Origin of the sequence: Sphingomonas sp. S-NIH.Pt3_0716, assembly GCF_003950715.1 — a bacterium.
GTDB classification, from domain to species: domain Bacteria; phylum Pseudomonadota; class Alphaproteobacteria; order Sphingomonadales; family Sphingomonadaceae; genus Sphingobium; species Sphingobium yanoikuyae_A.
Genome location: NZ_QLJK01000013.1, coordinates 76,087 through 87,070 on the forward strand (window position 1 = coordinate 76,087; position 10,984 = coordinate 87,070).

Consider the following 10,984-nt stretch of genomic DNA (forward strand, 5'->3'; position numbering starts at 1 on the left):
CAATGATGGAGCGGAAGAAAGCCATGCGCTTTGAGGGCACCCAGGATTATGTCGCCACCGACGATCTGAAGGTCGCGGTCAATGCCGCAGTGCTGCTGCGCCGGCCGCTGCTGGTGAAGGGCGAACCGGGCACCGGCAAGACCGTATTGGCCCAGGAAATCGCCAAGGCCATTAACGCCCCCCTCATCGAATGGAACGTCAAGTCGACGACCAAGGCGCATCAGGGCCTGTATGAATATGATGCGGTCGCCCGCCTGCGCGACGGCCAACTGGGCGACGAGCGGGTCCATGACATCGCCAACTATATCCGCAAGGGCAAGCTGTGGGAGGCCTTCACCTCCCCCACCCTGCCCGTCCTGCTGATCGACGAGATCGACAAGGCCGATATCGAATTTCCCAACGACCTGTTGCAGGAACTCGATCGCATGGCCTTCCATGTCTATGAAACCGGCGAGACGGTCGCGGCCAAGGAACGGCCGGTCGTCATCATCACCTCGAACAACGAGAAGGAACTGCCCGACGCCTTCCTGCGCCGCTGTTTCTTCCACTATATCAAATTCCCGGATCGCGAGACGATGCAGGCGATCGTCGATGTCCATTTCCCCGGCATCCAGAAGATGCTGGTCAGCCGGGCGATGGACATTTTCTACGACATTCGTGAAGTGCCCGGCCTCAAGAAGAAGCCCAGCACAAGTGAATTGCTCGACTGGCTGAAGCTGCTGCTGAACGAGGATATGCCGCTCGACGTGTTGCAGAATGCCGACCCGACCAAGGCGATCCCGCCACTACACGGCGCGCTGCTCAAGAATGAGCAGGACATCATGATGTTCGAACGGCTGGCCTTCATGGCGCGACGCCAGGGGCGCTGAGGCCGCCAGCCAGCCTGGCCGAATCGCGATCCTGACGCTGGGCGCACCCGGCCGGCGCGTGCCCGAAGGCGTCATCCCGACTGATGCTGCGCCGCAATGGGCCTGTCACGCCCCGCAATTGCCACAATTTCCGGGGCAAATAGCACCACCAGCGTGAAGGCGGCTTGCGCCCCTGCGGAATCCGTGATTTTCTGATCCTCTGTCATTCAAGGCCGCGCCAAGACGGTCTGGATCGAGAGAGAGGATGCCAATGCCCCGACGTGCGTTGTTCCTATGTTCGATGGCTCTCTGCCTGGCCCTGCCCTCGCTGGCGCAGGCGGCGGACGATATCGAGGCATGGACGCCCAGTGATACTGCCATACGTGCCACCGCCGCCGGCATCAGCCTGCCGCAGACGGTCGCCAGCCTGTCGTTGACCAAGAGCGGCGAAGTATCGAACGGCGGCAAGGGCATCGACAATTACGCCCAATATATTTCGCAGGATGGCGCCATCCAGGCGACCCTCTATGTCTATCTGCCGGCCTATGCCGACGCTTCACTCGCCGCTTACATGACCGACAAGGCGGTTATGGAGCGGTTCGGCGGCAAGACCCATCGCACCGCTTATGACAGCGTCGCCGCCGGCGGCCGCGCGGGCACGGCCATCCGCGCCGTCTATGACGATGCCGCCGATGGCGCGCTGACCACGGCGGCCGCCTTCGCCCATGCCGGACGCTGGATGGTGAAGCTGCGCGTCACCGGGCCGACCGAACGCCGCGCCGAAGTGCTGGCCGGGTTGGACGGCATGCTGGCCGGCCTGAAATTCGACGATGCGACAAGCCTGCACGCGACCAGCCCGGCCAGCTTTGGCGCCTGCCCGACCGGCGATGGCGGCGACGCGCGCCTGACCAAGGCCGTGCCCAGCGGCACCGCCGGCCAGCCCGTGCCACAGGAAGTCCGCATCCCGCGCGAGGGCAAGGATAATCTGTGCATTCGCGGCACCGTCCAGACCGCGCAGGGCAGCTATGACATGCTGCAGCAGACGGGGCGCAGCGATGGCGCGATCATCGTGCCGGTCGACGATAGCGGCACCGTTCTCGCCTTCGATCCCGCCACCCGCGACCTTGGCTATCAACTGTCGATCCATATGGTCGGCCAGACTGACCTTTACGGCGTCTATGACAAGGTGCCCAGCGGCCGCCAGATCGCCGCGATCCTCGATGGCAAGGATCCCCAGACGGCCCAAGCCGAAGCGACGGCAGTCTATGCCGCCAATGGCGAGGTGACGATCAGCCAGGGGGCACGCAAGCCCAACTGAGGCGGTTTTAGAAAATCCTGGGCGCTCCGGACATTATCCGGAGCGCCCTTTCGCTTCCGATCAGCGACCGGGGCACACGCCGACGCGTTCCCCCGACAATTCCGTCTTCAGGCTCCCGAAGAAGCGCGGCTTCTCGGGCCCCTTCCCGCGCGGCCCGCGTCCGCCAACAGTCTTGTGTTCGGCAGATGCCTCCAGCGCATCGCCCGTGACCGTTCCGTTCATCCTGCCATAGGAAAAGCCGCCATGCGCACGGCCGCAATATAGTCGCCCCTCGAATTTGCGCCCTGACACGGTGACCCGCCATTGGCGGCATCCATGCGGGCCACCGGCCCCAGCCGGCAGGGGCGGCCCCTCCACGGCATAGCGGATCGCCAGGTCATCGCGGCGATCGGGGATGCAGGCCTCCCACTGGCGGGTGCCGGGCGGATGATGTCCGGACATGCTGCTTACATAGGTGCCGATCTCGGTAAAGCGCCACAGGCCCGAATTGATGACATGGCGCGCGCCGGTGACGATGATCGCGTCGGATTTTTCCGCGTCGTCCGCTTGTACATCCTGCCCGGCAGCGGCGGTTTCAAGCGCGGCCTCGCTCACCAGCGCAGGCAGGGCACCACGATGATTGGCGAGATCATCGATCCGGGCGTTGACGCATTGCTTGGCCTCTTCGCGCCTTGTCTTCCCGTCAAGCAGGCATTGCTGCAGCAACATGCAGATCGCCCGGTCGGCGGCCGGCGTGCCGGTCGTCCCGTCGAGATTGCAGGCCTTGAGCCAGGGGCCACGAAGCGCATATTCGATGTTGATGATCTTCATCCGGGCGGCGATCACGACGATCTCGTCCTCGGCCTGCTGGGGCGTATCGGCCCCCAGCGCCGCGCCCGAAGCGCCGAGCAACGCCAAAGCCAGACCCCGCGTCCATCGCCGTCCCGCCATCGGCAGCCTCTCCTCATTTTTTGTCGTTCCGTCAGCTTAACGATCATGCGCGCGCTGCAAAGCCCTTTCGTCGGGGCCGGAATGATTGGCGTCCGAGCCATGGCGCGCTAGACATGGGGACATGAACGACCCCACGGGCGCGACCCGCTTTGCGCGGATACGCGCCCATCTGGAATCGGTCCGCGTCGCGGCGGGGCCACGCGCCTGGGCCTATGAATTCCTGCTATTCGGCTTCAAGCAGGGCTGGGCCTGCCTGTTCGGCGGACTGATGCTGACGCTGCTGCTCGCGACCCATCTATTCTATCCCGCCGGCGCGCCGCTGCATCGCTATGATTTCCTGACCCTGGCCGCAGTCGCGATCCAGATCGCGATGCTGGCCCTGCGGCTGGAAAGTCCGCGCGAGGCGCTGGTGATCTGCGCCTTCCACCTGATCGGCACGATCATGGAATTGTTCAAGACCCATGCGGGAAGCTGGGTCTATCCCGAGGCAAGCCTGCTCCATATCGGCGCCGTTCCGCTCTTTTCCGGCTTCATGTATGCAGCCGTCGGCAGCTATATCGCGCGGGTCTGGCGCATCTTCGACTTCGGGTTCAGCCGCTATCCGCCGGTCCGGGCGACGGTGCTGCTGGCGAGCGCCATCTATGTCAATTTCTTCGCCCATCACTGGCTACCCGATGTGCGGATCGCCCTGTTCGTGGGCGCCATCCTTTTGTTCGGGCGCAGCTGGATCTGGTTCACGCCCTGGCGGGAACCACGGCGGATGCCATTGCTGCTCGGCTTCTTCCTGGTCGCGCTGTTCATTTGGCTGGCGGAGAATATCGGCACCTTCGCCAATGCCTGGACCTACCCCAGCCAGCGCCATGGATGGGAGATGGTCAGCCTGATGAAGCTGGGCGCCTGGTATCTGCTGATGATCATCTCCTTCGTGCTGGTCTCGCTGATCCATGGCATAAGGCGGGTGGATCAGATCAGATAGCCGACCTCATAGAGACCCCAGCGCCGCCCGGCGAAGCGCAGCGGCACGAACACGCTGCGCAACGCCCGATAACGCCCCTCCCCCAGATTCTGGCGATAGGTGAAGAGGTAGAAGTCGTCGTCGCCGTCGAGCGCGCGGCGGGTCTGGGCGTCCATGAATATCTGCCGGTTGCGGGCATGCTCCATGTTCCAGCGCGGGTCGCCGAGGCGCTGCGGCTGGCTACGCGCGCTGATATGGGTGGGCAGATAGCCGTCCATGTCGATGAGGCAGCAACCGATGATGGTCGCGTCCTTCGCGGTATGGCGGTCGAGCAACGGCCGCACCCGCAGATCGGCATAGGCGGTGAAACCGGTCTGATACTGGGTCGGTTCAGACCCCGCGATCGGTCGATGGCTGCGATCGAACAGCGCCTGTTGCGACAGTTCGCCGCGGGCCAGTGCATCCTCGATCAGCGCCGCGACCTCGGCCGCGCCATCCTCGGCCAGCGCGATATAATGGCTGTTTCGGGTGCGCAGCCGGCTCTGCGCCGCCGTGTTGAGCATGTCGTTGGCCAGGCTCTCCAGCGTCTCGATCTTGTCGCGGGCCATGTCGACACGTCCCGCACTCTCGGTCGAGGAGCGGCCGAACAGCGCCAGCCCCTGATCCAGCGCCGCGACATGGGCGTCCGCCTCATCGGTGCAGGCGACGATCGCACTGGAGCGCTCGCCGAACTGGGTCACCAGCGAGGCGATTTCCGCCATCGACAGGCGCAGCTGGTCGATATGGGTGCCGACGTCGCGGCCGCGCTGGATATTCGCCTCCACCCCGCCGATCAGATGGCGAGCATCGCGGTCGAGCTGGCCAAGCTTGCTGCCGACCGAGGCCGAGGATTCGGCCGCCTGCTCGGCAAGCCGGCGGATTTCCTCCGCCACCACGGCAAAGCCCATCGTCGCCTCGCCGCCGCGCGCGGCCTCGATCGCTGCGTTGACGCCCAGCAGGCGGGTCTGGCGGGCGATCGTGCCGAGCTGGTCGGAAATGCCGCCCACCGCCTCGATCACCTGCAGGAACTGGCGCAGATGGCCTTCGAGGCCGGTGACATGCTCGACCAGCCCCGCCACTTCGCCCAGCGACAGGGTGATGACATCATGCCCCTCGGCGATGATGCGTCCGGCGCGCCCGGCGGTGAGGCTCAGTTCCTGGGCCGCCGCCACGCTCTCATTCTGGCTGGCGGTCAGCGTCTGCATGTTTGCCTGCAGGTCCGACAGGCGCGCCGAATCGCCCTGGATCCGGCGGTTCACTTCACCCAGAAATCCAGCGGTTTCGCTGCATTGCAATGCTATGTCGCCCGACCGTTCCCCCAGGTCAGCCAACAATTCTCCGTTTTCCAAGCCGCCCCCGCAACTTAACTGTCATAATGAATACTGAACTGTTTACCGTGCGGCGCAACACTTAATATTTCGCCAATGCGATCCGCCCGGCGCTTGCATCGCCCGGCGCGCTGGCCGACAAGATCGGCACCATGATGCTCAATTTCCTCGACGCGCTACGCGCCGCCGGCATCCCCGCCAGCATCAAGGAGCATCTGCTGCTCCTCGAAGCGCTGGACCGCGACGTGATCGAGCGGCGGCCCGAGGATTTCTATTATCTCGCCCGCGCCACCTATGTGAAGGATGAAGGGCTGATCGACCGGTTCGACCAGGTCTTCGCCAAGGTATTCAAGGGCCTGCTGGGCCAGGACGGGGTCGAGGCGGAGATACCCGAGGAATGGCTGCGCCTGGTCGCGGAAAAGTTCCTCAGCCCCGAGGAGATGGAGAAGATCAAGTCGCTGGGCGACTGGGACGAGATCATGAAGACGCTAAAGGAGCGGCTGGAGGAACAGAAGGAGCGCCACCAGGGCGGCAGCAAGTGGATCGGCACCGGCGGCACGTCCCCCTTCGGCCATGGCGGCTATAATCCCGAAGGCGTGCGGATCGGGGGGACAAGCCGACACAAGCGCGCCATCAAGGTGTGGGAAAAGCGCGAATTCGCCAATCTGGACAGCAATCGCGAGATCGGCACCCGCAATATCAAGGTGGCGCTGAGGCGGCTGCGGCGTTTTGCGCGGGAGGGCGCGGCCGACGAACTGGATCTGGACGCCACGATCCGCGGTACCGCGCGTCAGGGCTGGCTCGACATCCGGATGCGGCCCGAGCGGCACAATGCGGTCAAGCTGCTGCTGTTCCTGGACGTGGGCGGATCAATGGACCCGCATATCAAGCTGTGCGAGGAGCTGTTTTCGGCCGCGACCAGCGAATTCAAGAATATGGAATTCTTCTACTTCCATAACTGCCTCTATGAAGGCGTATGGAAGGATAATCGCCGCCGCTTTGCCGAGCGCATCCCGACCTGGGACGTGCTGCACAAATATGGCCACGATTATAAGGTGATCTTCGTCGGCGACGCGGCGATGAGCCCCTATGAGATCAGCCATCCCGGCGGGTCGGTGGAGCATATGAACGAGGAAGCCGGTGCCGTCTGGCTGCAGCGCGTTGCCCATACCTATCCCGCGACCGTGTGGCTGAACCCCGCGCCGGCGGAACATTGGGGCTACAGCCAGTCCACCCGCATCATCCGCGACCTGATGAACGAGCGCATGTATCCGCTGACCTTGGAGGGGCTGGACGAGGCGATGCGGGAGCTGACGCGCAAGCGGTAGGGGCGCTCTCCACGACACGCGGGCATATCCGACAGGTCAAAGAGCCGTGTGCATTGTGGCTGAGGGGCGTGGTGTAGGACAGCGCGAATTTGCCGCCTTGAGGGTCGGCGTGTCGGGCGAATGACGCGACAGTTTATTTCGGCCCGAAGTTCACAGTGTCGTCGGGCCATTTAGGGCCTTTAGCACCTGTCACGCGCCCGCGACGCGACACCCACGCGCCTGTGACGCGACTATTGGGGCACGATCAGGGTCACCGTCCCGCACCACCGACGCGACAGTCAGGCGACAGGGACGCGACAGCGGCGCGACAATTCTGGACATGCTTGCGAGAGAGACGGCTGTTCATGGCTGGATTAGATCATGAACGGGCCGAATAGGACAGAGGGAGCGCGGCCTTGGTCGGGTCGCGCTTGCAAAGCAAGAAAAGCGGGATGCCGGGTCAAGCCCGGCATGACGGGATGGGGATGGAAGCTAGCGAACATTCGTGGACGTTCCGCCAGATTATCCTAATCCCTGAAACCAGCCACTCATTCAGATGGCTGGTTCGACACTGAATGACGAAATTTGTTGGAAATCGGCCGTTGTGCGGGATAGCGGCGCAGAAGGAGGAATGGGCATGACAGTCGGTATCAAGGTCGGCAGCATCACCGATGAAATCGGCACTGGCGACTTCTTTCATTCCTTTTACTCGACCGTGAGTGGCAGGCTGGAGGGGCGATGGGGTGAACGCTTTCCGTCGCTAATGCACCTCTACGAGGGGAAACTGCCATGTGATCAAGCGCCAGTCGCTCTCGCCGAACTGGCTGATATCCGTTCGGAGTTTGCGGCCTTCTCGCCTGATCGAGTAATCTGGGATATAGAAGATCGAGCCAAGGTGCCGCCTTGGGGCAACGAGATATCGGCGGACATAACCAGCCTCGCGAATTACTTTGTGACATCGACAGGTCGCGATTTGATCGACGTTCTACAAGAGGCGCTGGAAGCGTCGCGTGATGAGCGAAAAGTAGCCGAGATTGTGCGTTATTGAAGGTCAATAATTGCGGCAACTCTTCCCAAGCGATATTTACCGCGCAGCGTCAGCTAGTAGCGGCGTTCACTTCTCCAAAACCCGACAGGCCCTTAACCACCCTTCCCCGCCATTCTCTCGTAGGCGGGAATCTATCTCCGAACCTTCTCTCTGGTCCCACGCTGGCGAGATGGATCCCCGCCTCCGCGGGGATGACGGGAGGAAAAACAGGCGGTCGTTTGCCATCCCTGCGTGGCGCTTCCCCGGCATCGGTTTTGCCCGCGCCGCCGGTACATAGCCCGCCGCTCAGCGCGGCGGATGGAGGCCGGGGATATTGTCGATCGTGACCCAGCCCTGCACATAATTGGCGTAATAGAGGCCGAACAGAACGGCCGAGAGCAGGGTAGCGCGGAGCATGATGCGGCCGGGGCGGAAGTTGCTGGGGGCGCTGTCCGCCTGGCCTTTCAGCAGCACCTCGCCCGTCTCGTCGGGCGTGCGCAGGCCGAAGGGCAGGACGAGGAAAGCGCTGATCACCCAGAACAGCACATAGATGGCGAAGATGGCGTACCAGTTCATCCGGCCCGCCCGTTATTGCAGCGCATGCCCCTATCCTCTCCCGTCATCGCGGCACTTCGCGCGCCATGACGATTCAATTTTGATCAGCCCGAGCCTAGAGCCTGATCGTTTGAGGTGGAAGCGCTTTGCGCTTTCACCGATGGCGTGAATCAGGCTCTACTTTTTCGGCTTCCGGCTGTCAGCGAAAGCGCCGTTCGCCTTGCTCCCGCAGGATGGCGAACGGCACTCTCATATCATGCGCGGATCAGCAGCACGTCGACGATCGGCTTCTTGCCGGTCCAGCGCGTCGCGGTGCGGCGCACGGCGAGGCGCAGGCGTTCGCGCAGGGCTTCCTGCTCCATAGATCCCTTGGCGACGGCTGCCGCCGCTTCCTCGGCCGCTTCGGCGAGGAAGGCGTCCTTGTCTTCCTCCACCGGCACGCCCTGGGTGCGCAGCACGGGTTCGCCGATCAGGCGGTTCTTCGCGTCGAGCGCCACGGCGACGCTGATCTGGCCGTGCAGGCCGAGCTTGCGCCGTTCGTTCATGGTCGCGCCGTCGGCAGGCAGGATGACGTCGCCGTCGAGCACCAGACGGCCGGTATCCTCATGGCCGATGATCGTCGGCTTGCCCGGTGCCAGCCGCAACAGGTCGCCGTTCGACTGGACCACCGCATCGGGGATGCCGGTGGCGAGGCCAAGCCGCGCCTGTTCCGCCATGTGGCGGCGTTCGCCATGGACCGGCAGCAGGATGGCGGGGCGGATCCAGCGATACATGGATTCCAGTTCCGGACGGCCCGGATGGCCCGAGACATGGACTTCGGCCTGGCGGTCGGTCACCATGATGATGCCCTTGGTCGCCAGCGCATTCTGGATGCGGCCGATCGCGATTTCATTGCCCGGAATCTGCTTGGACGAGAAGACGACGGTGTCGCCCTCGGCCAGCTTGATCGGGTGGCTGTCAAAGGCGATGCGCGAGAGCGCGGCGCGCGCCTCGCCCTGGCCGCCGGTGGCGATGAACATCACTTCCGAACGCGGCAGGTCCATCGCATCGTCCCAGTCGACCAGCGGCGGGAAATCCTTGAGATAACCGGCGGCCTTGGCGGTGCTGATGATGCGGTCGAGCGAGCGACCGGCGACGCACAGCTTGCGCCCGGTGGCGGCCGCAACCTCACCCAGCGTCTGCACGCGCGCGGCGTTGGAGGCGAAGGTGGTGACCAGCACGCGGCCCTTGGCCGCCGCGACGGTCTGCATCAGGCCATCGCGCACCGTGCTTTCAGAACCCGACGGTTCTGGATTGAAGACATTGGTGCTGTCGCACACCAGGGCCAGCACGCCCTCATCGCCGATCGCGGTCAGTTCCTCCGGCGTGGAGGGCTGGCCGAGCAGCGGGGCGGCATCCAGCTTCCAGTCGCCGGTGTGGAAGATGCGGCCGTGCGGCGTGTCGATCAGGACGGCATTGCCCTCCGGGATCGAATGGGCCAGCGGCACGTAGCGGAAGCCGAACGGGCCGAGATTGAAGCTGCCTTCATTCTCGATGACGTGGAGCTTGACCTCCTTGGTGAGGCCTTCCTCTTCCAGCTTCAGCCGGATCAGGCCCGCGGTGAAGGGCGTGGCATAGAGCGGCACGCCCAGGTCCGCCGCCAGATAGGGGATGGCGCCGATATGATCTTCATGGCCGTGGGTCAGCACGATGCCGAGCAGGTCGTCCTTGCGCTCCTCGATGAAGGCAAGGTCGGGCAGCACCAGCTCGACGCCGGGATAAAGCGGGTCGGCAAAGGTGAGGCCGAGATCGACCATGACCCATTTGCCCTGGCAACCATAAAGATTGACGTTCATGCCGATCTCGCCCGAGCCGCCGAGGGCCAGGAAGAGCAGCTCGTCCTTGGGTGTCATTCTGTCTGTAAACTCCGTTCGTACAGCAATGCGAGGCCCTGGATCGTCAGGTCGGGCGCTATCGCATCGAAAATATCGCTATTGTCATTGAAGAGGACGGCGAGTCCTCCGGTCGAAATCACTTTGGTCGGGCGGCCGATCTCGGCCCGCATCCGGGCGACCAGCCCCTCCATCATCGCCACATAGCCCCAGAAGACGCCGATCAGCATGGCGTCGGCCGTGGTCCGACCGATAACCGATCGGTTCTCTGGCGGGGCGATCGCGATGCGGGGCAGCTTGGCCGCGGCAGCCACCAGCGCATCGAGCGACAGGTTGATGCCCGGCGCGATGATGCCGCCCTTATAGGCGCCGCGATAGTCCACCACGTCGAAGGTGGTCGCCGTGCCGAAATCGATCACGATCAGGTCGCCATCATAAAGATGGTGGGCCGCGATCGCGTTTACAACCCGGTCGGCGCCGACCGAGGCGGGTTCCGCCACGTCCAGCTCGATGCCCCAGTCGACCGGCGACTGGCCGGCGACCAGCGCGGTCGTCTTGAAATATTTGTCGGCCAGCACCTGAAGATTGTGGAGCGCGCGCGGCACGACCGTGGCGACGATCACCGCGTCGACATCGGCCATGGCATAGCCTTCCAGCATCAAGAGCTGGTTCAGCCACACGGCATATTCGTCGGCGGTGCGGCGCGGGTCGGTGGCGATGCGCCAGCGCGTCTTGATCTCACGCCCGTCGAGCAGCGCGAAAACGACATTGGTGTTGCCCGCGTCGATCGCGAGAAGCATGGCCGA

Annotated in this window: 10 protein-coding genes; 5 read left to right on the forward strand and 5 right to left on the reverse strand. The window is 63.9% G+C overall.

Annotated elements, in window-relative coordinates; translation table 11 throughout:
* Nucleotides 1-23 precede the first annotated feature (23 nt).
* Both BRX37_RS12410 and BRX37_RS12415 read left to right on the forward strand, forming a co-directional pair.
* Complete coding sequence (locus BRX37_RS12410) at nucleotides 24-869, forward strand: AAA family ATPase (protein ID WP_010337204.1); 846 nt, start codon at nucleotides 24-26, stop codon at nucleotides 867-869.
* A 250-nt stretch (nucleotides 870-1,119) separates the two neighbouring features.
* Nucleotides 1,120-2,166, forward strand: coding sequence for a hypothetical protein (locus BRX37_RS12415; RefSeq protein ID WP_125987313.1), 1,047 nt, complete (start codon nucleotides 1,120-1,122; stop codon nucleotides 2,164-2,166).
* 60 nt (nucleotides 2,167-2,226) lie between these two features.
* Here BRX37_RS12415 and BRX37_RS12420 read toward each other — a convergent pair whose 3' ends face one another.
* Nucleotides 2,227-3,096 (reverse strand): hypothetical protein, encoded by an 870-nt coding sequence (locus BRX37_RS12420; protein ID WP_125987315.1) that lies wholly within the window; start codon nucleotides 3,094-3,096, stop codon nucleotides 2,227-2,229.
* A gap of 121 nt (nucleotides 3,097-3,217) precedes the next feature.
* Between BRX37_RS12420 and BRX37_RS12425 the strand changes: the two genes are divergently transcribed.
* The gene (locus tag BRX37_RS12425; RefSeq protein WP_125987317.1) at nucleotides 3,218-4,072 is read left to right on the forward strand and encodes a DUF817 domain-containing protein; all 855 of its coding nucleotides are present in this window, start codon (nucleotides 3,218-3,220) and stop codon (nucleotides 4,070-4,072) included.
* On the opposite strand, the gene BRX37_RS12430 is transcribed toward BRX37_RS12425, so the two are convergent.
* Nucleotides 4,060-5,424 (reverse strand): methyl-accepting chemotaxis protein, encoded by a 1,365-nt coding sequence (locus BRX37_RS12430; protein WP_206434157.1) that lies wholly within the window; start codon nucleotides 5,422-5,424, stop codon nucleotides 4,060-4,062. The genes BRX37_RS12425 and BRX37_RS12430 overlap by 13 nt on opposite strands.
* Before the next feature lie 146 nt (nucleotides 5,425-5,570).
* Between BRX37_RS12430 and BRX37_RS12435 the strand changes: the two genes are divergently transcribed.
* Nucleotides 5,571-6,746 carry a vWA domain-containing protein gene (locus BRX37_RS12435; RefSeq protein ID WP_125987321.1) on the forward strand — a complete coding sequence of 392 codons (1,176 nt, stop codon included), beginning with the start codon at nucleotides 5,571-5,573 and terminating at the stop codon, nucleotides 6,744-6,746.
* A gap of 616 nt (nucleotides 6,747-7,362) precedes the next feature.
* Nucleotides 7,363-7,773 carry an immunity 70 family protein gene (locus tag BRX37_RS12440; RefSeq protein ID WP_026108722.1) on the forward strand — a complete coding sequence of 137 codons (411 nt, stop codon included), beginning with the start codon at nucleotides 7,363-7,365 and terminating at the stop codon, nucleotides 7,771-7,773.
* A gap of 285 nt (nucleotides 7,774-8,058) precedes the next feature.
* On the opposite strand, the gene BRX37_RS12445 is transcribed toward BRX37_RS12440, so the two are convergent.
* The 3 genes from BRX37_RS12445 to BRX37_RS12455 all read right to left on the reverse strand — a co-directional run bounded on the left by BRX37_RS12445 (nucleotide 8,059) and on the right by BRX37_RS12455 (nucleotide 10,978).
* A complete protein-coding gene (locus tag BRX37_RS12445; protein ID WP_125987323.1) occupies nucleotides 8,059-8,328 on the reverse strand; it encodes a DUF1467 family protein in 270 nt (89 codons plus the stop codon).
* Between the two features lie 233 nt (nucleotides 8,329-8,561).
* Nucleotides 8,562-10,199, reverse strand: coding sequence for a ribonuclease J (locus BRX37_RS12450; RefSeq protein ID WP_037507521.1), 1,638 nt, complete (start codon nucleotides 10,197-10,199; stop codon nucleotides 8,562-8,564).
* A complete protein-coding gene (locus tag BRX37_RS12455) occupies nucleotides 10,196-10,978 on the reverse strand; it encodes a type III pantothenate kinase (protein ID WP_125987325.1) in 783 nt (260 codons plus the stop codon). The genes BRX37_RS12450 and BRX37_RS12455 overlap by 4 nt, the downstream gene beginning before the upstream one ends.
* Nucleotides 10,979-10,984: the final 6 nt, after the last annotated feature.

Coding starts and splice junctions, on each gene's coding strand:
- BRX37_RS12410 (WP_010337204.1), top strand. CDS start 24: ATGCGCTTTGAGGGCACCCAGGATTATGTCGCCACCGACGATCTGAAG.
- BRX37_RS12415 (WP_125987313.1), top strand. CDS start 1,120: ATGCCCCGACGTGCGTTGTTCCTATGTTCGATGGCTCTCTGCCTGGCC.
- BRX37_RS12420 (WP_125987315.1), bottom strand. CDS start 3,096: ATGGCGGGACGGCGATGGACGCGGGGTCTGGCTTTGGCGTTGCTCGGC.
- BRX37_RS12425 (WP_125987317.1), top strand. CDS start 3,218: ATGAACGACCCCACGGGCGCGACCCGCTTTGCGCGGATACGCGCCCAT.
- BRX37_RS12435 (WP_125987321.1), top strand. CDS start 5,571: ATGATGCTCAATTTCCTCGACGCGCTACGCGCCGCCGGCATCCCCGCC.
- BRX37_RS12440 (WP_026108722.1), top strand. CDS start 7,363: ATGACAGTCGGTATCAAGGTCGGCAGCATCACCGATGAAATCGGCACT.
- BRX37_RS12445 (WP_125987323.1), bottom strand. CDS start 8,328: ATGAACTGGTACGCCATCTTCGCCATCTATGTGCTGTTCTGGGTGATC.
- BRX37_RS12450 (WP_037507521.1), bottom strand. CDS start 10,199: ATGACACCCAAGGACGAGCTGCTCTTCCTGGCCCTCGGCGGCTCGGGC.
- BRX37_RS12455 (WP_125987325.1), bottom strand. CDS start 10,978: ATGCTTCTCGCGATCGACGCGGGCAACACCAATGTCGTTTTCGCGCTG.